This is a genomic window from Allobrachymonas denitrificans DSM 15123 (assembly GCF_900110225.1).
Taxonomy (GTDB): Bacteria; Pseudomonadota; Gammaproteobacteria; order Burkholderiales; family Burkholderiaceae_C; genus Brachymonas; species Brachymonas denitrificans.
Window position 1 is genome coordinate 1125769 of record NZ_FOCW01000001.1, and the last position, 20626, is coordinate 1146394.

The window sequence follows — 20626 nt, forward strand, 5'->3', positions numbered from 1 at the left end:
TTTTCAGCGGTTGCGGCTCTTCATCGCGCGTTCCACCTCGCGCTTGCCCTCGCGTTCCTTGATGGTGTCGCGCTTGTCGTGCTCGGCCTTCCCCTTGGCGAGGGCGATTTCGCATTTGACGCGGCCGTTCTTCCAGTGCAGGTTGAGTGGCACCAGCGTGTAGCCTTTCTGCTCGACCTTGCCGATCAGGCGCTCGATCTCGTTCTTGTGCATCAGCAGCTTCTTGGTGCGAACGGCATCCGGCGTGACGTGGGTGGACGCCGATTTGAGCGGGTTGATCTGGCAGCCGATCACGAACAGTTCACCATCGCGCACCACCACGTAGCCGTCGGTGAGCTGCACCTTGCCTTCGCGCACGGCTTTCACTTCCCAGCCCTGCAGCACCATGCCTGCCTCGTATTTCTCCTCGAAGAAATAGTTGAAGGCAGCTTTCTTGTTCTCTGCAATGCGGGTTTGCGGGGGGGCTTTTTTCTTGGTGGCCATGACGGATGCGCGAATCTTGTTGTTCTGGTCTGCCGCGCCGGAAACGTGGAGCGGGTGCTTCTGTGGCAGGTGGGGGCTATGTGCCGAGGATCAAGCCGACTGCACCGGTCCGGGAGGACACAGGTCACGGCCGCCCGAGCCACAGGGAAAGCCGGCCATACTACCTGTCATATGCCGTGTTTACAATGGCATAAAGCAGCATTCTATGAAAACAGTCCACAAATCCGTTCTCATCTGGTACAGCCCGGCGGAAATGTACCAGCTCGTCATCAAGTGCGAAGACTATCCGCAGTTTCTGCCGTGGTGCGATTTCGGCCGTGTGCTCGAGCATACGCCCGATGGCATGGTGGCGGAAATCGGCATTGCCATGGCGGGCCTGAAGCAGAGCTTCGTCACGCGCAATGTGCACGTTCCCGACCGCGAGGTGGAACTGAATCTGGTGCGCGGCCCGTTCTCGCACCTGAAGGGGCGCTGGCGCTTCGAGCCGGTGGGTGATGGTACGCAGCGCGCCTGCCGCGTCCATTTCGATATCGAATACGATTTCTCCAGCCGCACCTTGGCCATGCTGGTGGGGCCGATCTTCGAGAAGATTACCAGCACCTTTGTCGACGCCTTTATCCAGCGCGCCAAGAAGGTCTATGGCTGAGACTGGCTGCATTCCGGTGGAACTGGCCTATGCGCCGGCGCCGCGCTCGGTGATCAGCCAGCATGCCGATCTGCCTGCGGGCAGCACGGTGCGGGAGGCACTGGCGCTGTGGCAGCATGCTGAAGTCCAGGCTTGGCTGGCTGCCGATGGTGCGGATGAAACGCTGCAATGCGGCATCTGGGGCCGCAAGGTGGCGCTGGACCATGTCCTACGTGCGCAGGATCGCGTAGAGTTGTATCGTATGCTCCAGGTGGACCCCAAGGTGGCGCGGCGCGAGCGCTTTGCCAGCCAGGGCGCCCGCACGGCTGGCCTGTTTGCCCGCCGCAGGGCAGGGGCCAAGCCCGGATACTGACAAACCCGGCGTGCCTGCACGCAGAAAAGGACTGTTCATGCTGCATCCCTTCGCTTTTCGCAAGAGTCTCGCTCTGTCTGCGCTTGCCGCTGTCGCCTTGCTCGCGGGCTGTGCCAGCACCCTGTCGGGCCAGGGCCCTGTGCCTGCGGCTGCCGAAACCTGGACCAAGCCCGGTGCCACGCTGCAGGATACGCAACAGGCGCTGCAGGCCTGCGGCTACGTCGACCGCTTCAGCATCGGCACCAAGGCCATCGCCAGCCAGTTTGCCTGCATGAACGACAAGGGCTACACCTTCAACGTCAACCGCCAGCTCAGGCGCGAGCACTGCGTCGCCCCGGAAATGCCGGCCGGCTGCGCGGTCTACTGGCATACGCTGAACCGCTGAACGGTGCATTGCATCGCCGGTAAACCGGCCCGTGGTTGACCGCCTGCAACACCCCGGCAGGCGCGAAAGCCTCCGTTGTTACAGGGACAGACGCCTGCGAGTACAATCTTGCTTTTGGAGGAATCCCCATGCGCCTGCTCGGCAAAGCACTCACGTTCGACGACATTCTCCTGGTGCCCGCATACTCCGAAGTCCTGCCCAAGGACACCTCGCTGCGCACCCAGTTCACCCGCAACATCCAACTCAACCTCCCGCTCGTGTCGGCCGCCATGGATACGGTCACCGAGGCACGCCTGGCCATCGCCATGGCGCAGGAGGGTGGCATCGGCATCATCCACAAGAACATGACGGCGCAGGACCAGGCCGCGCATGTGTCCAAGGTCAAGCGCCACGAAAGCGGCATTCTGCGCGACCCGGTGGTGATCACACCGACCACGACCGTGCTGGAAGTCAAGCGCCTGTCCGAGGAGCTGGGCGTGTCCGGCTTCCCCGTGCTGGATGGCGGCAAGGTGGTGGGTATCGTCACCAACCGCGACATCCGCTTCGAAACACGCCTGGATGTGCAGGTCAAGGACATCATGACCCCGCGCGAGCGCCTGGTCACCGCGCCTGAAGGCATTTCGCTGGAAGATGCCAAGGCCAAGCTGCACGAGCACAAGCTGGAGCGCCTGCTGCTGGTGAACGATGCCTTCGAACTGAAGGGTCTCATCCTGGTCAAGGACATCAACAAGCAGACCAATTTCCCCAATGCCGCCCGTGACGACAACGGCCGCCTGCTGGTAGGCGCGGCGCTGGGAGTGGGCCCGGGCACCGAAGAGCGCATCGAGGCGCTGTCTGCCGCTGGCGTGGACGCCGTGGTGGTCGATACGGCCCATGGCCACAGCGCCGGCGTGATTGACCGCGTGCGCTGGGTCAAGCAGAACTATCCGCATATTCAGGTCATCGGCGGCAACATTGCCACCGGTGCTGCTGCCAAGGCACTGGTCGAGGCGGGCGCAGACGCCGTCAAGGTCGGTATCGGCCCCGGCTCCATCTGCACCACGCGCATCGTGGCCGGCGTGGGCGTGCCGCAAATCATGGCGGTAGACAGCGTCGCCACCGCGCTCAAGGGCACGGGCGTGCCGCTGATCGCCGACGGCGGCATCCGCTTCAGCGGCGACATCGCCAAGGCCATTGCTGCTGGAGCCAACACCGTGATGATGGGTGGCATGTTCGCCGGCACCGAAGAGGCACCGGGCGAAGTGATCCTGTTCCAGGGCCGCAGCTACAAGAGCTACCGCGGCATGGGTTCCATCGGCGCCATGCAGCAGGGCAGTGCCGACCGCTACTTCCAGGAAGCGACCAGCGGCAACCCGAACACCGAGAAGCTGGTGCCCGAAGGTATCGAAGGTCGCGTGCCCTACAAGGGCTCGGTGCTCAACATCATCTACCAGATGGCCGGCGGCCTGCGTGCATCCATGGGCTACTGTGGTTGCGCCACCATCGACGAGATGCGCGAAAAGGCCGAGTTCGTGGAGATCACCGCAGCCGGTATCCGCGAGAGCCACGTGCACGACGTGCAGATCACCAAGGAAGCGCCGAACTATCGCGCGGACTGAGTCGCCATGCGGCGTCAACACGGGCTGGGACGCACCTGAAATGGTGGCTCAGCCCTTTTTGGTTTAACGGACATTCCCATGCAACACGACAAAATCCTCATTCTCGATTTCGGCTCCCAGGTGACGCAGCTGATTGCCCGCCGCGTGCGCGAGGCGCATGTGTATTGCGAGGTCCATCCCTGCGACGTGAGCAGCGACTGGGTGCGCGAGTTTGCCTCCGACGGCAAGCTCAAGGGCGTGATCCTGTCCGGCAGCCATGCCAGCGCGTATGAGGAAAGCACCGACAAGGCACCCGACGCCGTGTTCGAACTGGGTGTGCCGGTGCTGGGCATCTGCTACGGCATGCAGACCATGGCGCTGCAATTGGGCGGCAAGGTGGAAAGCGGGCACCAGCGCGAGTTCGGCTACGCCGAAGTGCGCGCCCATGGCCACACCGCATTGCTGAAGGACATCGCCGACTTCACCACGCCCGAAGGCCACGGCATGCTCAAGGTGTGGATGAGCCATGGCGACAAGGTGACCGTGCTGCCGGAGGGCTTCAAGCTGATGGCGTCCACGCCGAGCTGCCCGATTGCCGGCATGGCTGACGAGGCGCGCGGCTACTACGCCGTGCAGTTCCACCCCGAGGTGACGCACACGGTGCAGGGCAGGGCGATGCTGGATCGCTTCGTGCTGGACATCTGCAAGACCAATCCCGACTGGATCATGCGCGACCATATCGAGGAGGCCGTCAAGGCCATCCGCGAGCAGGTGGGCGACGAGGAAGTGATTCTGGGCCTGTCCGGCGGCGTGGATTCTTCCGTCGCGGCGGCGCTGATCCACCGCGCCATTGGCGACCAGCTCACCTGCGTGTTCGTGGATCATGGCCTGCTGCGTTTGAACGAAGGCGACATGGTGATGGAGATGTTCGAGGGCAAGCTGCACGCCAAGGTGGTGCGCGTGGATGCCAGCGAACTGTTCCTGGGCGAACTGGCCGGCGTGAGCGATCCGGAGCAGAAGCGCAAGATCATCGGCCGCCTGTTCGTGGATGTGTTCAAGGCCGAGGCGGAGAAGCTGAAGGCGGGCGATGGCGGCCACAAGGGTGCCACCTTCCTGGCGCAGGGCACGATCTATCCGGACGTGATCGAATCGGGCGGCGCCAAGAGCAAGAAGGCCGTGGTCATCAAGAGCCACCACAACGTGGGCGGCCTGCCCGAGCAGCTGGGCCTGAAGCTGCTGGAGCCGCTGCGTGACCTGTTCAAGGATGAAGTGCGCGAACTGGGCGTGGCGCTGGGCCTGCCGCACGACATGGTGTACCGCCATCCCTTCCCCGGCCCGGGCCTGGGTGTACGCATTCTGGGCGAAGTGAAAAAGGAATACGCCGATCTGCTGCGCCGTGCGGATGCGATCTTCATCGAAGAACTGCGCTCCACCATCGAACCGAACAGCGGCAAGAGCTGGTATGACCTGACTTCGCAGGCATTTACCGTGTTCCTGCCCGTGAAGAGCGTGGGCGTGATGGGCGATGGCCGCACGTATGACTACGTGGTGGCGCTGCGTGCGGTGCAGACGAGCGACTTCATGACGGCGGACTGGGCGGAGCTGCCGTACAGCCTGCTGAAGCGGGTGAGCGGGCGGATCATCAATGAGGTGCGGGGGATTAACCGCGTTACGTACGATGTGAGTTCCAAGCCGCCGGCGACGATTGAGTGGGAGTGAGCCAGGATGGTGGGGTCGCCATGACCCCACCTCTTGAAGGAAGGCCCGCAGCGCTTGATGCGGGCTTTTTTGTCATCTCGGACTGCGAGTGAATCTCGTTCAGGCAAGGGTGTCCAGAGCTTCGTCGATGACATCGCGCAGTCGTTTCAACTCCTCCTTAGACAGGACGCCACTGAAACGAACCCGATGCTCCGGCCAGCGCGCAGTAGGCACAAACGACGAAATCAGCAAGTGGTGCTGATCCCCCTGGATCGGCTTGACAATGGCGTCGAGTTGCCAGGAAGGGTTGGACTGGATGTTTGCCATGATGGATGCTCCGTTGGTTCCCCCGCGAGCCTGTTGAAGGAGGCATGCGAGGCGGGGAGGAGCTCGGCGTGCGACCTTTAGGCGTTGGTGACGCGGCGCCAAGTAGTGCAATAAAGCCCGCGATCAATCGCTGCGATTGATGGGAGCAAGTCTAGCATCGGATGGCCTTCAAAGAACGCTTAGACTTCTCGTTGGTGCGGTCTTCAATCCTGCCGCTGAAACACAAAATTTTTTCATGTCCCAGCTTTCTTCCAATTCGACCGATGTGGACTTCATGCGCCTGGCTCTGGAGCAGGCAGAGCAGTCATCGCGCATGGGAGAAGTGCCGGTGGGTGCCATCGTGGTCGCACCAGACGGGCGCACGATTTTGGGAAGAGGTCATAACCAGTGCATAGAGGGGCACGACCCCTCTGCCCATGCCGAGATCCAGGCCATGCGCCAGGCAGCGCAAGCCTTGGGCAACTACCGTCTTGAAGGCTGCACGCTCTATGTGACGCTGGAGCCATGTGCCATGTGCAGTGGTGCCATGCTGCACGCGCGGCTGGCGCAGGTGGTGTATGCGCTGCCTGATCCGCGCACTGGCGCGGCGGGATCGGTGCTGGATCTGTTTGCAGCGTCGGAGATCAACCATCAGACCAGCGCGCGTTGCCTGTCGGACGAGGGCGATTCAGCAGAAGTGCGACGGGAATGCTCCGAATTATTGACGGGATTCTTCCGCAAGCGCCGCCAACAGCAGGCCCGGCAACGCACGCAGGCAGAATCTGCGCCGCTGCGTGAGGATGCCTTGCGCCCCCCTGCGCGCGCCTTGGCGGGCGAGGGCGTCTGGCAGAAGGACAGTCGTTGGTCGCTGGTCCCCGACCCGCGTGACCCATCAGCCGCGGCGTGGCGCGTGCATGTGCTGGAAAGTGGCAACCTCGATGCACCCTGTGTAGTGCTGCTGCATGGTTATGCCGGCTGCGGCCATTTGTGGCAGGAGCTGAGGCAAGCGGCGACACAGGCAGGCTGGCGTGTACTCGCCCCCGATTTGCCCGGACATGGCCTGAGCGACAAGCCCCGCCAGCCCGCACTGCACACGCTGGAGTGGCAGCAGGCCATGCTGCAAGCCTGGCTGGAGCGCCAGAATCTGCCGGACGACTGGCTGCTGGTAACGCTGGATCAGTCCGTGCTGCTGGAACCCTCGGCACTTCCGGCGCACAGGGTTTTGGCGCTGGAGCACGTGGATGCCGTTGTCCGCTGGCCGGATGCGGCAGCAGGACATACCTACACCGATCTGAAGGCAAGCACAGCCACCGCAAAGGATTGGCGCCAGCGCTGCCAGCGAAGCCCCCGTTTTGACCTGCCCGAACACTGGGCACTGGATGACCATCCCAAACTGGGCGTGCTGTGCCAGGCCAGCTACCCGGATGCCGGCCACCGCGGCGCCTTGCGCTGGCCCCTGTTTGCAGCACAAGCTCTGGGCGACGCGGATCGCGCATGGTGGCAGGCCCACGGCCAACGCCGGCAAGTGCACGCCCTGGAGCCGGCTCCCGCCAAGCTGCCGCAACCCGGCGCCCGCATCCGCGCTGCGCTGCGGCACAATATCCCCTGGATTCTTCACTGGCTGGAGCAGCACCGCGCCGCTCCGCCCAACCCCTGACCATGGCACACATCTACATCTACTCCCCCTCCGGCGCAGTGCGCGACAAGACGGCTTTCCGCCGCGGCATCAAGCGCCTGCAGGCGCTGGGGCACGAGGTGGAGGTGGATCCGGATGCGCTCACCAGCTTCCAACGCTTCGCCGGAGAAGATGCCACCCGCCTGGCCGCCATTGGCCGCGCAGCCGCCAGCGGCGCCGATGTGGCACTGACCACGCGCGGCGGCTACGGCCTGACGCGCATCCTGCCCGACATTCCGTACCAGCAGATCGCCAAGGCCATCGACAAGGGCACGCGCTTTGTCGGCCTGAGCGACTTCACCGCGCTGCAACTGGCCTTGCTGGCCAAGGTGGGCAACGAGGCGGTCACCTGGGCGGGCAACCTGCTGATCGACGACTGGGGCAAGCCGGAAGAGCCGGACGAGATCACCCAAGCCTGCTTTGAAGAAATGCTGGACGGCAGCAGCGAAGGCGCCGGCTGGTACGTGACCAAGCGCGAAGAGCCGGATGCCGAACTGGCGACCCTGGTCGAGCCGATCCACGATGCCACGCTCTGGGGCGGCAACCTGTGCGTGCTGACCAGTTTGCTTGGCACGCCGTATTTCCCGCAAGTGGAGCAGGGCGTGCTGTTCCTGGAAGATGTGGCCGAACATCCCTACCGTGTCGAGCGCATGCTCACGCAACTGGCGCTGGCCGGCGTGCTGGACAAACAGCAGGCCATTGTGCTGGGCCAGTTCAATGACTACATACTGATTCCGCACGACAAGGGCTTCAACATGAAGGCCGTGGTGCAGTGGCTGCGCACACGCACCAAGACGCCGATCTTCACCGGCCTGCCGCATGGGCATGTGCCCACCAAGGTGCTGCTGCCTGTGGGCGCCCAGGTGGAGATGGCCGCCGAAGGGCGGGATCGCGTGCTGGTCTGGGGCCACCAATAGGGCGGAGCCGGCGATTGCGCCAGCCCGTCCAGACCGGATGCTCGGCGCGCTTATGCCTTCCCGGCCGTCAGCATGCGCTCCACATAGCGCGCAATCAGGTCAATTTCCAGATTGACCCGGCTGCCCGCCTGCAGCACGTGCAGCGCGGTATTCTGCACCGTATGCGGAATCAGGTTGATGCTGATTTCGCAGCCAAAGCCGTTGGCATCTACCGGCATGTCTTCTACCCGGTTCACCGTCAGGCTCACGCCGTTCACGGTGATGGAGCCCTTGTAGGCCAGAAAACGCGCCAGCGCCGCCGGCACGCGGATGCGCAGCTCCATGCTCTCGCCCACCGGTTCGAAGCTGCTGATTTCGCCAATGCCGTCCACATGGCCGCTCACGATATGCCCGCCCAGGCGATCGTGCGAGCGCAGCGCCTTTTCCAGATTGACCGGGCCGGTCACAGCCAGGCCGGCTGTCTTGTCCAGTGATTCGGCAGAAATGTCGATGCTGAAGCGGTTGGCAGCCACATCGAAATCCACCACCGTCATGCAGGCGCCGTTGAGCGCAATGCTGTCGCCCAGCGCCACGTCGTCCAGATAGCCGGCAGGGGTGTCGATGGCCAGGCGCTTGCCGTGGGCGCTGCTGGCGCCCAGATCCTGCACGTCCACGATTTTTCCAACTCCGGTAATAATGCCTGTAAACATGGTGCTCGCTGTTCGATGAAAGAAAGCTTTCATTGTATGTCGGGCGCCTTTCCTTGCCCGAGTCATGCCTGTTCAACCCTCTGCCGCCATGCCCCCCGTCGCCGACGATATCGAGCGGCTGGAAGTGTGCTCGCAATGCGATAGCGTGGTGGGCCTGAGCGCGCTGCAAAAGGGCGAAACCGCCTGCTGCGGGCGCTGCGGTCATGAACTGGAACGTTTCCACGGCTGGACGCCGCGCCAGTTGCTCGCCGTGTGCCTCACCGCCTGGATCATGCTGATCCACGTACTGGCCTATCCGCTGGTCACGCTGGACGTGCGTGGCAACCTGCAGTCCACCTCGATCTGGGAGAGCATTCTGTTTGCCTGGGAAAGCGGCAACATGGTGGTGGGCTGGATGACCTTTCTCACTGCCGTGCTGCTGCCGGTGTCGGAACTGGCGGTGATTACCAGTGCCCTCTGGTGCATCAGCGCGCGGGCCTATCCGCGCGTGCTGGTGTGGGCGCTGCGTGCGGTGGAAGTGGCACGCAACTGGAACATGCTGGCGGTGTTTTTGCTGGGTGTGCTGGTGGCGCTGATCAAGCTGACCACCATCGGGCAACTGGATATTGGCCTTGGCCTGGTCTCGATGTCGGTGCTGGTGGTGCTGCTGGCGGTGCTGGCGCGGGTGGATGCGCACACCCTCTGGCGCATGGCCGAAGAAAAGGGACTGGTGCCGCAGAGCCACCTGCCGCTGCATATCGACACGGCAGATCCGCGCTGGCATCGCAAGTTCCTGATCTGCCACAGCTGCGGCATGGTGCACAGTGCCCCGCAGGAAGACCTGCAGGCGCAAGGCCGAATGCCGGCCTGCACGCGTTGTGGCGCCACGCTGCGCCATCGCAAGAAGCACAGCCTGGCGCGCTGCTGGGCTCTGCTGATCACGGCGCTGGTGTTCTACATTCCGGCCAACCTGCTGCCCATCATGGCTACGGGGACGCTCAATGAGCCACCCACGGAGCACACCATCCTCTCGGGCGTGGTTGATCTGTACCGATCCGGCTCCTGGGGGATCGCCATCGTGGTGTTCGTGGCCAGCCTGGCGGTGCCGGTGATCAAGTTTCTGGTGCTTGGCTGGCTGTTGCTGTCGATCCAGTTCAAGTGGCTGGGCAACGTGGCGCAGAACGCGGTGCTGTTCCGTGCCATGGAGCTGATCGGCCAGTGGTCCATGCTCGACGTGTTCGTGGTGGTGCTGCTGGCGGCGCTGGTCCACTTTGACGGGTTGATGGAAGTGAAGATTGGTGCAGCGGCCTGGTCTTTCGGCACCATGGTAGTTTTCACGATGCTGGCCGCCCAGCATTTCGACCCGCGCCTGTTGTGGGATGCCTACGACGAGGCCTGCGCTGACGCGCAGAACGGCAACACTGCAGGCACAATGGACCGTTCCCCGCCGACCGAAGAGGCTCGCGAGAGCGCCTGAGGCAGGTGGCACGCACAACCTGATTTGCTACATGGACCCACGCCAAGATTCTCACGCCACACCCAGAGCGCCGAACACGACGCCTCCCACTGGCGGCCAGATTCCGCCGGAGAGCGAAGTTCCCGGCTATCCGGTTGCGGCCAGCGAGACGGGTGAGGCCGCTCCCCGCTCCTTGCCTGATCAGGGGCAGCAGTCTGGCGTACAGGGGGATGGTCTGGTGAAGCATACGGGCTCAGGCGCAACAGCGACGTCCGTTCAGGCAGAGGCTAAAGAGGCCAGCTACAGCTCCGGTACGCCCCGCAATGGCGAGCACGACACCGTGCTGCCCCCCCAGCCCGTCATCCGCGCCCAGACCCGCCGCCCGCGTTTCTCGCTGATCTGGCTGCTGCCGCTGGTGGCCGTGCTGATCGCTTTATCCATGGCCGTGCACAACTGGCTGCAGACCGGCCCCATGATTTCCATTCGCTTCCAGACCGCCGAAGGTCTGGTCGCGGGCAAGAGCCAGGTGCGCTACAAGGAGGTGGTGATCGGCACCGTGCGTTCCGTTTCGCTGGCAGAGCAGGGTGACGGCGTAGTTGTGCAGGTGCAGCTTGAGGGCACCGCTGCCAAGGTGGCCAACAGCGGAACGCGCTTCTGGGTGGTGCGTCCCCAGTTGGGCCTGGGTGGCGTCACTGGCCTCGGTACGCTGCTGTCAGGCGCCTATATCGGCACCGATGCAGGCGACTATGCCAACCCCAAGCAGACCGAGTTTGTCGGCCTGGAGCAGCCGCCTGCCGTCACGCGCGACAGCAAGGGCAAGCGCTACTACCTGATGACCAACACGCTGGGATCGCTCGGCATCGGTTCCCCCGTGTTCTACCGGCGCGTGCAGGTGGGGCGTGTCACGTCCTATGCGCTGGCCAAGGATGGCAAGGGCATCGGGGTGGAGGTTTTCATCGACCAGCCCTACGACGCCTACGTGACCCCACGTACCCGTTTCTGGAATGCTTCCGGGATTGATGTATCGGTCGGATCGGATGGGGTCAAGGTCAACACCGAATCGCTGGCCGCCATCGTGGCTGGTGGCGTGGCCTTTGGCGAGCCGCCGGAATCCGCTGTGCCGGTGGCGGCCGAGCAGATCGCCAAGGCCGTGGCCGATACGGCACCGGAAGGCACACGTTTCCAGTTGCATGACAACGCCAAGGTGGCCATGTCGAGCCGCTCCGAAACGCCGGTGGTCGTGCGCATGCGCTATGACCAGTCCGTGCGCGGGCTGGCCATCGGGGCGCCGGTCGAGCTGGGCGGCATGCCGATCGGCGAGGTGTTTGAAACCAGTCTGGACTTCGATCAGGAGCGCAAGAATTTCTTTGTCTGGGTGGATGCCTTGCTGTATCCGCGCCAGATGGGCGATGCCTTCCTGCACCTGATGGAAGAAGCCGGTGCTGCCAGCCAGACGGCCAAGGAGCAGGATCGTGCCTTCATCCGTTACCTGGTCGAGCACGGCTATCGCGCCAAGCTCAAGACCGGCAACCTGATCACCGGACAGCTCTACGTGAACATCGAACGGGTGCCCAAGGCGCCGGTGTTCAGCGGCCGCTATGACGCGCTGCCAGTGCCATTCCCGACGGTGCAGGGCGCCAATATGGAGCAGTTGCAGACGCAGCTGTCCAACATCGCCAACCGTCTGGAAAAAGTCAGGTTCGACGAGATCGGCACCGATCTGCAAAACAGTCTGAAGTCGGCCACGCGTGCACTCGACACGGCCAACCGTTCGCTCAACAACCTCACGCCGGAGGCGCGCGTGATGCTGGTCGATGCGCAGAAGGCCCTGCGCTCTGCCGAGGCCACCATGGCAGCGGTACAGCCCGCCGTAGGCCCGGGTGGCGTGACCGATCAGGCGAATGACGCCTTGCTCGAAGTGCGCAAGGCGGCGCAATCGCTGCGCGGCCTGACCGACTATCTCAAGACCCATCCGGATGCGCTGCTGCGTGGACGCAGTGGCGCAGCGCCACAACCAGCGCCCGTTCCGATGACCAGCGGCCCGCAAGGCGGCCAATAAGGAGGCGCCATGCATCGCTTGCTGTTTCGTTCCCTCATTCCCGTAGCCTGTGCCGCTGTGCTTGCAGGCTGCGCAGGCGGCAAGGAGCCCAGCTTCTATACCCTGCAGGCCCCTACGGAGGCTGCCATAACGCCGGCCGTGCGTGCCGCCAGTGTGCTGGTGGTGCCGGGTCCGGTGCGCGTGCCGGACGCGCTGGACAAGCCCGAAGTGGTGGTGTTGAGCGGGGCGCAGCAGGTCATCCCGCTGCCGACCGACCTCTGGCGCAGCCAGTTTGGCGAAGAGGTCAAGACTGCCGTGCTGGGGACGGTGCTTGCAGACAGCCGCATTGCGCAAGCGCCTGCAGGCGGCTATGCGCAAGGCAATGCGATCCCGCAATACGCGCTGCACCTGGGAGTGGACCGCATGGACATCGCGCTCGGGCAGTACGCGAGGCTGGATGCCACTTGGAGCCTGCAGCGCCTTCCGGCCGGCATGGCAGGCGCTCCGACGGTCTGCCGCGCCAGCTGGCAACGGGAGGTGCCCGGAAGCAGCGTGCAGGATGCCGTTGCAGTGCATCAGGCACTGATGCAGGAATGGGGATTGCGCATTCGACGGCAGTTGCTGGGGCAATCCGGCCAGATCAGCGGCATCAGCGGCTGCGGCGGTTGAGGCAGGCCTTGTCGCCAGTGGGCGACCGGGCCAGCTGGCTTGTCAGCTCAGCTGCAGTCCCAGCCACTCGCGCAGCACACGACGGCTTGCAGCCAGCCCGTGGCCGCTGGGCAAGGCGTCCAGCAAGGGGCGCTCATACGGTCCGGTAAACCCCATGGGCGCTGGTATCACCGTCAGACCCTTGCCGGCAAACGCCTGCAGGCTGCGTGGCAGATGCCAAGCGTGGCTGACCAGCGCGACCCGGGTGATGCCGCGCTGCCGCAGCAACCGGGCCATGTTCTCGCCGTTTTCGCGGGTATCACGTGATTGCGAATCGGCCAGGGTGACCGGAACGCCATAGGTGTGTGGCGCTACCTGCTCGGCAATGACCGCCTCGGCCAGAGCAGGGCGGGGGGCAGACAGGGTGCCTGCAGTCGGCTTGTCGGCATTGCCCCAGCCCACGCCACCGGCATAACCTAGCGGCACTTGCAGTTGTCGCGCCAGCATGGCTCCATAGCGTAGTCGCTCCATGCTCATGGCGTTGAGCTGCGGCCCGGCATACTCGGGCGCATCCAGCGTGATGCCTCCACCCAGCACGACAACGGCCTGCGCCTGCTGTTGCTGCAATTGCGCGGGCGTCACTGCCGGGTACTGGGGCAGCAGGGCGCGATCCAGCCAGACGGCTACGCTCTGGCAGGACAGCAGCCACAGTGCGCCAAATCCCGCCAGCACCACCATGCGTCCCGGCCAGGACACGGCAGGACGCGCCCGCCAAAGCAGCCAGAACCCCGCCAGTAACATCAGCAGCGGCGACAGCGGCGGCATCACCAGGGCGGTCAGCACCGGCTTCCAGGCGCCCAGCGACATCAGCCAGGCACTCACATCCGGCATGCCGATCACCGACAGAATCACTGCGTTGCCCCGAGGGTCCGCGCCCGTGCAGCAGAGGCAGCCAGCGCTTCCTGCTCGCCACGCGCTGCCTCGGCATTCCCTTTCAGTGTGTTCCAGCCGGCCAGATGCTGCAGGCTGATGTCGCCCAAGGCCTCGATCCAGGTCGCATCGTCATTCAGGCAGGGAATGTATCCATAGCGTTCGCCACCGACCTCGGTAAAGGCGTGGCGCACTTCCATATTGATCTCTTCCAGCGTTTCCAGGCAATCGCTGGTAAATCCCGGACACATCACGTCGATATGGCGCACCCCTTGCTGTGCCAGTGCCACTACAGAGGGTTCGGTATACGGCTCCAGCCATTTCGCCTTGCCGAAGCGCGACTGGAAAGTCATCAGCACCCGATCCGGCGGCAAGCCCAGCGCCTCGGTCAGCAAACGCGCCGTCTTGCGGCATTCGCAGTGATAGGGGTCACCTAGCGTATGGGTGCGCTCGGGCACGCCATGAAAACTCAGCACCAGGCGCTCGCCCTGGCCGTTTGCCTCCCAATGGCGGCGCACGCTCCTGGCCAGCGCTTCGATATACAGTGGATGATCGTGGTAGCGGTTGACGAAACGCCATTCCGGCACTGAACGCACCTCGGCGCTCCACTGGAAGATCTTGTCCAGCACGCTGGCGGTGGTTGTGCCTGAATACTGGGGATAGGCCGGCAGCACGAGGATGCGCTGCACGCCATCTGCCTTCAGTGCATCAAGCGTGGCATCCAGACCCGGTTTGCCGTAACGCATGGCGGCGCGCACCTCGACGTCGTGCCCGCGTTCCTGCAGCCATTGCGATAGCAGCTCGGCCTGGCGCAGCGTCCAGGTCAGCAGGGGAGAACCTTCCGGAGTCCAGATCGAGGCGTACTTCTTTGCCGATACAGCCGGCCGCGTACGCAGGATGATGCCGTGCAGAATCGGCTTCCAGAGCATCGGCGGAATTTCCACCACACGCGGATCACCGAGAAATTCGCGCAGATAGCTACGCACGGCCTCCGGAGTGGGGGCGTCAGGAGTGCCGAGGTTGCACAGGACGATGGCCGTGCCGGCCTTGCGGCCGTGCTGGTAGGCAGGTTCGGGGCGGAAAGCCATGCAGGAATGTGGAAAGGGAGTACAACCGGGCAGGCCCGGACAGAAGGGGCTTCATTGTCGCACATGGGCGAACTGCTCCCATTTGCACCGTTCTCGCAGCCTGTTGCACAAATTTGTGCGGCTATTGGCTTGCGGTGCCGGCATTTGTCCCCAGCTATGTTATCGTGTGCCCTTCTACAATAAACAAACACGGAGAATATCGTGAGTAATAAAGGTCAATTGCTGCAGGATCCCTTTTTGAATACCCTGCGTCGCGAGCATGTGCCGGTGTCCATCTATCTGGTCAATGGCATCAAGCTGCAAGGTCAGATCGAGTCCTTCGACCAGTACGTCGTGTTGCTGCGCAACACGGTCACGCAGATGGTCTACAAGCACGCCATTTCCACCATCGTTCCCGGCCGCGCCGTCAATTTCTCGGTAGCGCCCGAGGCTGGCGAGTCTGCTGACTCCGCTGCAGCCTGATCCCCAGCCCGATCCGCGTCCGCGCGGCGGGCTCCACCTTTCTCCTGGTGCCCTGATTCCCTGATGCAAGACAAGAATGCCGCCCCTCTCGCCGTTCTGGTGGGGGTGGATTTTGGCCTTCCGCATTTCGATGCGGAACTGGAAGAACTCGGGCTGCTCGCCCAGACCGCCGGTCTGGAGCCGGTGGCGCGTATCACCTGCAAACGCAGGGCACCCGATCCCGCCTTGTTCGTGGGCAGCGGCAAGGCAGACGAGATCAAGCTGCTGGCCGAGCAGCATGGCGCCACCGAAATCCTGTTCGACCAGGCGCTCAGCCCCGCGCAACAGCGCAACCTGGAGCGCACCCTGGGCATGCCGGTCAACGACCGCACCATGCTCATCCTGGAAATATTCGCGCAACGCGCGCGCAGCCACGAGGGCAAGCTGCAGGTCGAACTCGCGCGTCTGCAATACCTGAGTACGCGTCTGGTGCGCCGCTGGAGCCACCTGGAGCGCCAGCAGGGCGGAACCGGCACCCGTGGCGGCCCCGGCGAAACCCAGATCGAGCTGGACCGCCGCATGATCAACGAGGCGATCAAGCGCATCAAGGAGCGGCTCGAAAAGGTCAAGCGCCAGCGCGCCACGCAGCGCCGCCAGCGCCAGCGTACCGACACCTTTGCTGTTTCGCTGGTGGGCTATACCAACGCCGGCAAGTCCACACTGTTCAATGCACTAGTCAAGGCGCGTACCTACGCGGCCGACCAGTTGTTCGCCACACTCGACACCACCACACGCCAGCTTTACCTGCCGCAGATCGGCCGCAGCATTTCGCTGTCCGACACGGTGGGTTTCATCCGCGACCTGCCGCACGGTCTGGTCGAGGCCTTCGAAGCCACGCTGCAGGAGGCAGTCGACGCCGACCTGCTGCTGCATGTGGTGGATGCCTCCAGCCCGGAGTGGGTGGAGCAGATCAACGAAGTGCAGCGCGTGCTGGGCGAAATCGGAGCGGACAAGATTCCGCAGGTGCTGGTATTCAACAAGCTCGACGCCCTGCCTGCTGATCGCGAGCCGGTGGCCCTGGCAGATACCTATGCCATCGACAGCGTGCAGGTGCCGCGTCTGTATCTGAGCGCCCAGAAGGGCATCGGCCTGGATGCGCTGCGCGACCTGATGGCCGAGGCGGCCCAGGCCAAATGGCAGCAGGCCTGGCCAGGGCAGGGCGATGGCGATGGCGATGGCGATGGCGATGGCGATGGCGATGGCGATGGCGATGGCGATGGCGATGGCGACACGCCTTGATCCCCGCGGAAATTTTGTCATTTCCAGGCTGGTATAGTCTTTAGTTCCGGAAGAACGGCCCCATATCCCTTCCCATACCGGTGCATTGCGCCGGCCGTGCTGGAGCGTCCTGCCGCGCGCGAAACATGCGCGCATGCCTGCCAGCTCCTGAGAAGTCGCCCCAGACACCCATGGATTCAATGAACGAGACCACTTATTCCTCCTCTGGTCGCGCCCAACCCGGCGCAACCGGGCTGCGCCGTCTGGCGCTGGCCCTGCCGCCCGCGTTCCAGCGCATGTTCAACCTGAACGATCCCCGCTGGGGCCGCAACGAGGATGATGCGGAAGATCGCCCGGCTGCCGCGCACGAGCCGCGCAACCAGCAGGACGACGACCGCCCGCAGCAGCGTCCCGGCAAGCGCCCCGAGCAGGGGCCGCCCGATCTGGATGAACTGTGGCAGGACCTCAACCGCAAGCTGGGCAACCTGTTTGGCGGCCGCGGTGGTCAGGGCGGCGGTGGCGGTGGCGAGCCACGCTGGAATCCGCTGGGAGGCGCGCAGCCGCCGAGTGGCAAGGGTGCCAGCATCGGCATCGGCATGATCGCGGCCGTCGCGGTGGTGGTCTGGCTGCTGAGCGGCTTCTTCATCGTGCAGGAAGGCCAGCAATCCGTGGTCACCCGTTTCGGCAAGTACCAGTCGACCGTGGGAGCCGGTATCAACTGGATCCTGCCGTACCCGATCGAGCGCCACGAAACCGTCAACGTCACGCAGATCCGTTCCGTCGATATCGGTGGCGACTCCGTCATCAAGAGCACCGGCCTGCGCGACTCTGCCATGCTGACTGCCGACGAGAACATCGTCGAAGTCAAGTTTGCCGTGCAGTACCGCCTGAGCAATGCGCGTGACTATCTGTTCGCCAGCCGCAACCCGGATCAGGCCGTGGTGCAGGCAGCCGAAACCGCCATCCGCGAAGTGATCGGCAGCATGCGCATGGATGCCGCGCTGGCCGAAGAGCGTGACCAGATCGCCCCCCGCGTGCGCAAGCTGATGCAGGTCATCCTGGATCGCTACAAGCTGGGCGTGGATGTGGTCGGCGTGAACCTGCAGCAGGGTGGTGTACGTCCGCCCGAGCAGGTGCAGGCTGCGTTTGACGATGTGCTGAAGGCCGGCCAGGAGCGCGAGCGCGCCAAGAACGAGGCGCAGGCCTATGCCAACCGCGTGATTCCGCTGGCTGTCGGTACTGCTTCTCGCCTGAAGGCCGAGGCTGAAGGTTACAAGGCCCAGGTGGTGGCTCAGGCAGAGGGTGATGCCTCCCGCTTCTCCGCCATCCTGCCCGAGTACCAGAAGGCCCCGCAGGCCACGCGCGACCGCATGTACAACGACACCATGAAGGATGTCTACAGCAAGGTCACCAAGATTCTGGTGGATGCCAAGCAGGGCAGCATGCTCTATCTGCCGCTGGACAAGATCCTGCAGAACCAGGGCGCGGCTGCGACGACCGGCACGACGGCAGCACCCGCTGCCAGGCCGGCGGCCCCGGCCACCGAAACTCCGGCGCCGGCAGCTGCCACCAGCACGGATGCCCGTGCCCGTGACGCCGACCGTTCGCGCGAGCGCTGATCGCCTGACAAACGCATTCCGCTGAAAGAGACACTGTCCGATGAATAAACTCATTACTGCCGGCCTGGCCCTCGTGATTGCCTTGTTTGCCGCCAGCTCCGTCCTGTTCGTGGTGGACCAGCGCCAGTTCGGCGTGGTCTACGCCCTGGGCCAGATCAAGCGCGTGGTGACCGAGCCCGGCCTGTACGTCAAGCTGCCGCCGCCGTTCCAGAACGTGCGCTTCGTGGACAAGCGCCTGCTCATGCTGGACAGCCAGGACAACGAAACCATGCTGACCGCCGAGAAGCAGCGCGTGGTGATCGACTGGTATGTGCGCTGGCGTATTTCCGACCCGCAGGCCTATATCCGCAACGTCGGTACCGACGAGACTGCCGGCTCCAACCAGCTGCTGCGCGTGGTGCGCAACGCTTTCCAGGAAGAGATCAACAAGTACACCGTGCGTGAGCTGCTGTCAGGCAAGCGCGAGGCGCTGATGCAGAACGTCAAGGCCGAGGTGGTGCAGGCGGTCCAGGGCGGCAAGACCTGGGGTGTGGAAATCGTGGACGTGCGCATCACCCGCGCCGACTATGCCGAAGCGATCACCGAATCGGTGTACCGACGCATGCAGGCCGAGCGTGAGCGCGTGGCCAACGAGCTGCGCTCCACCGGTACTGCCGAGGGCGAAAAAATCCGTGCCGATGCTGATCGCCAGCGCGACATCACCGTGGCCGAAGCTTACCGCGACGCGCAGCGCGTGAAGGGTGAGGGCGATGCCGAGGCAACCCGCATCTATGGCGACTCGTTCGGCAAGAGCCCGCAGTTCGCCAACTTCTACCGCGGCCTGGAAGCCTATCGCAAGAGCTTCGAGAACAAGAACGACGTGATGGTGGTCGATCCCGCCAGCAACGACTTCTTCAAGTCGCTGCGCCAGGGTGGTGCAGCCGTGGGCGGCAACTGATCCACCGGGGCAGCATGCAGGACGATGTGCTGTGGCTGGCATTGGCCTTCATGCTGATGTTCGAAGGCCTGTTTCCGCTGCTGCTTCCGGCGCGCTGGCGCGAGGTGTTCCTGGAACTCACGCGCCTGCCTGACCACCGCATTCGCCTGTTCGGCTTCATCAGTGTGGCTGGCGGGTTGCTGCTGTACTGGATCAGCAGCAACTGAGTGGGTCATCGGGTGACGGTTTGTGTCAACCTGATGGATTGCTTGTAAAATCTGGTTTTTAACAGACCTGATATTTTCCAATGTCCGCCTGGGTACTTCCCGACCATATCGCTGATGTGCTGCCTGCGCAGGCACGACTGATTGAAGACTACCGGCGTACCCTGCTGGACACTGCGCGCAGCTACGGCTACGAGCTGGTGATGCCGCCGCTGGTAGAGCATATCGACTCCCTGCTGTCCGGCACCGGCGAAGCGCTGGATCTGCAGACCTTCAAGATGGTCGATCTGCTGTCCGGCCGTACGCTCGGTGTGCGTGCCGATACCACGCAGCAGGTCGCCCGCATCGACGCCCACCTGCTCAACCGCGAAGGCGTGGCCCGTCTCTGCTATTGCGGCCCGGTGCTGCATACGCGCCCCGAGCAGCCCCACGCCACGCGCGAGCCGCTCCAGTTCGGTGCAGAAATCTATGGCTGCAGCGGCTCTGGCGCAGAGCTCGAAATCCTATCCCTGGCCCTCGATTCGCTCAAGTGCGCGCACACTCCGACGGAACGTGGTCTGGTGGCCGACCTGGCCGATGCGCGCATCGTGCCCGCATTGCTGCAGCAGGCTCCCGATGCCAATGTCGACATCGACCGCCTGCAGACGGCCCTGATCTCCAAGAACGCCGACGCGCTGGAACTGGCTGCCCAGGCACTGCCCGGTGCGGTGCGTCAGCAGCTGCATGCGCTGCTCGGCCTGTACGGCGACGTGTCCGTCATCCGCAAGGCGCGCAATGCCTTGCCCGCGCTGCCGCAGATCAGCCAGGCGCTGGACGAGCTCCAGTGGCTGTGCGATCACATCCAGCGCACGCATCCCGACATTACCCTGCTGATCGACCTGGCCGATGCTGCTGGTTACGCCTACTACAGCGGCGTGCGCTTCGCGCTCTATCTGCGCGGCTGCAGCGAGGCGCTGGTGCGTGGCGGCCGCTATGACGAAGTCGGCGCCGTGTTCGGTCGCAATCGTCCCGCCGTCGGTTTCAGCCTGGATGTGAAGGCGCTGGCCAACCTGTCCACGCCGTCTGCGCGCCCGGCCGCCATTGCCGCCGAATGGCGCGAGGCACTGGACTGGCGCCAGACCGTGCGCGCGCTGCGTGCCGGTGGTGAAACCGTCATCGTCTCTTTCCCGGGGCAGGGCGTCGAAGAAGACACTGCCTGCTGCGACCGCAAGCTGGTCGAGCAAGACGGACAATGGGTGGTGCAGCCCGTGTCCGCCGCCTGAGCGGATCGCTGTTCGCGCG

21 protein-coding genes are annotated in these 20626 nt (G+C 64.1%); 16 read left to right on the plus strand and 5 right to left on the minus strand.

Translation table 11 applies throughout. The annotated features are described in order from the left end of the window. Nucleotides 1-3: 3 nt before the first annotated feature. Entirely contained in the window at nt 4-483 is a 480-nt protein-coding gene (smpB, locus tag BMW28_RS05240; protein WP_091814683.1) for an SsrA-binding protein SmpB, read from the minus strand. 205 nt (nt 484-688) lie between these two features. Here smpB and BMW28_RS05245 point away from each other — a divergent pair, with 205 nt between their 5' ends. The 5 genes from BMW28_RS05245 (at nt 689) to guaA (ending at nt 5162) form a co-directional block, all read left to right on the plus strand. Continuing rightward, nucleotides 689-1129, plus strand: a complete 441-nt coding sequence (locus BMW28_RS05245) for a type II toxin-antitoxin system RatA family toxin (RefSeq protein WP_091814685.1) — start codon at nt 689-691, stop codon at nt 1127-1129. Next, a complete protein-coding gene (locus tag BMW28_RS05250; RefSeq protein ID WP_091814688.1) occupies nt 1122-1481 on the plus strand; it encodes an RnfH family protein in 360 nt (119 codons plus the stop codon). Before BMW28_RS05245 ends, BMW28_RS05250 begins: the two co-directional genes overlap by 8 nt. 37 nt (nt 1482-1518) lie before the next feature. Beyond that, nucleotides 1519-1866 (plus strand): hypothetical protein, encoded by a 348-nt coding sequence (locus tag BMW28_RS05255; RefSeq protein ID WP_091814691.1) that lies wholly within the window; start codon nt 1519-1521, stop codon nt 1864-1866. A 128-nt stretch (nt 1867-1994) separates the two neighbouring features. After that, entirely contained in the window at nt 1995-3464 is a 1470-nt protein-coding gene (gene guaB, locus BMW28_RS05260) for an IMP dehydrogenase (protein ID WP_091814694.1), read from the plus strand. A gap of 78 nt (nt 3465-3542) precedes the next feature. Beyond that, the gene (guaA, locus tag BMW28_RS05265; protein WP_091814697.1) at nt 3543-5162 is read left to right on the plus strand and encodes a glutamine-hydrolyzing GMP synthase; all 1620 of its coding nucleotides are present in this window, start codon (nt 3543-3545) and stop codon (nt 5160-5162) included. Between the two features lie 99 nt (nt 5163-5261). Here guaA and BMW28_RS05270 read toward each other — a convergent pair whose 3' ends face one another. Continuing rightward, nucleotides 5262-5468 (minus strand): hypothetical protein, encoded by a 207-nt coding sequence (locus BMW28_RS05270; RefSeq protein WP_091814700.1) that lies wholly within the window; start codon nt 5466-5468, stop codon nt 5262-5264. 235 nt (nt 5469-5703) lie between these two features. On the opposite strand from BMW28_RS05270, the gene tadA reads away from it, so the two are divergent. Together tadA and BMW28_RS05280 are read left to right on the plus strand one after the other, a co-directional pair. Continuing rightward, nucleotides 5704-7104 (plus strand): tRNA adenosine(34) deaminase TadA, encoded by a 1401-nt coding sequence (gene tadA, locus BMW28_RS05275; RefSeq protein WP_159430718.1) that lies wholly within the window; start codon nt 5704-5706, stop codon nt 7102-7104. Nucleotides 7105-7106: 2 nt separating this feature from the next. Further along, nucleotides 7107-8039 (plus strand): LD-carboxypeptidase, encoded by a 933-nt coding sequence (locus BMW28_RS05280; protein WP_091814705.1) that lies wholly within the window; start codon nt 7107-7109, stop codon nt 8037-8039. A gap of 50 nt (nt 8040-8089) precedes the next feature. Here the strand turns inward: BMW28_RS05280 and BMW28_RS05285 are convergent, their stop codons facing one another. Continuing rightward, on the minus strand, nt 8090-8728 hold the full coding sequence (locus BMW28_RS05285) for a riboflavin synthase (protein WP_091814708.1): 639 nt from the start codon (nt 8726-8728) through the stop codon (nt 8090-8092). 88 nt (nt 8729-8816) lie between these two features. Here BMW28_RS05285 and BMW28_RS05290 point away from each other — a divergent pair, with 88 nt between their 5' ends. Genes BMW28_RS05290 through BMW28_RS05300 form a run of 3 tightly spaced genes read left to right on the plus strand, consistent with a single transcriptional unit; the run spans nt 8817 to nt 12870 of the window. After that, nucleotides 8817-10184, plus strand: a complete 1368-nt coding sequence (locus BMW28_RS05290) for a paraquat-inducible protein A (RefSeq protein WP_159430719.1) — start codon at nt 8817-8819, stop codon at nt 10182-10184. 31 nt (nt 10185-10215) lie between these two features. Further along, nucleotides 10216-12222, plus strand: a complete 2007-nt coding sequence (locus BMW28_RS05295) for a PqiB family protein (protein ID WP_159430720.1) — start codon at nt 10216-10218, stop codon at nt 12220-12222. Between the two features lie 9 nt (nt 12223-12231). After that, nucleotides 12232-12870 (plus strand): PqiC family protein, encoded by a 639-nt coding sequence (locus tag BMW28_RS05300; protein WP_091814715.1) that lies wholly within the window; start codon nt 12232-12234, stop codon nt 12868-12870. A 42-nt stretch (nt 12871-12912) separates the two neighbouring features. Here the strand turns inward: BMW28_RS05300 and BMW28_RS05305 are convergent, their stop codons facing one another. Both BMW28_RS05305 and hemH read right to left on the minus strand, forming a co-directional pair. Then, nucleotides 12913-13761: a YdcF family protein gene (locus BMW28_RS05305; RefSeq protein WP_234969985.1), complete on the minus strand. Its 849-nt coding sequence runs from the start codon at nt 13759-13761 to the stop codon at nt 12913-12915. After that, nucleotides 13758-14867 carry a ferrochelatase gene (hemH, locus tag BMW28_RS05310; protein WP_091814718.1) on the minus strand — a complete coding sequence of 370 codons (1110 nt, stop codon included), beginning with the start codon at nt 14865-14867 and terminating at the stop codon, nt 13758-13760. The genes BMW28_RS05305 and hemH overlap by 4 nt, the downstream gene beginning before the upstream one ends. Nucleotides 14868-15068: 201 nt before the next feature. On the opposite strand from hemH, the gene hfq reads away from it, so the two are divergent. From hfq to BMW28_RS05340, 6 genes are all read left to right on the plus strand, one after another. Continuing rightward, nucleotides 15069-15329: an RNA chaperone Hfq gene (hfq, locus tag BMW28_RS05315; RefSeq protein ID WP_091814720.1), complete on the plus strand. Its 261-nt coding sequence runs from the start codon at nt 15069-15071 to the stop codon at nt 15327-15329. Between the two features lie 63 nt (nt 15330-15392). After that, a complete protein-coding gene (gene hflX, locus BMW28_RS05320; RefSeq protein WP_091814723.1) occupies nt 15393-16607 on the plus strand; it encodes a GTPase HflX in 1215 nt (404 codons plus the stop codon). A 275-nt stretch (nt 16608-16882) separates the two neighbouring features. Further along, nucleotides 16883-18205 (plus strand): FtsH protease activity modulator HflK, encoded by a 1323-nt coding sequence (gene hflK, locus BMW28_RS05325; protein ID WP_234970039.1) that lies wholly within the window; start codon nt 16883-16885, stop codon nt 18203-18205. 40 nt (nt 18206-18245) lie between these two features. Beyond that, a complete protein-coding gene (gene hflC / locus BMW28_RS05330) occupies nt 18246-19142 on the plus strand; it encodes a protease modulator HflC (protein WP_091814729.1) in 897 nt (298 codons plus the stop codon). A 14-nt stretch (nt 19143-19156) separates the two neighbouring features. After that, nucleotides 19157-19348 carry a DUF2065 domain-containing protein gene (locus BMW28_RS05335; protein ID WP_091814732.1) on the plus strand — a complete coding sequence of 64 codons (192 nt, stop codon included), beginning with the start codon at nt 19157-19159 and terminating at the stop codon, nt 19346-19348. Nucleotides 19349-19428: 80 nt separating this feature from the next. Further along, the gene (locus tag BMW28_RS05340; RefSeq protein ID WP_091814735.1) at nt 19429-20607 is read left to right on the plus strand and encodes an ATP phosphoribosyltransferase regulatory subunit; all 1179 of its coding nucleotides are present in this window, start codon (nt 19429-19431) and stop codon (nt 20605-20607) included. The last annotated feature ends 19 nt before the right edge of the window (nt 20608-20626 follow it).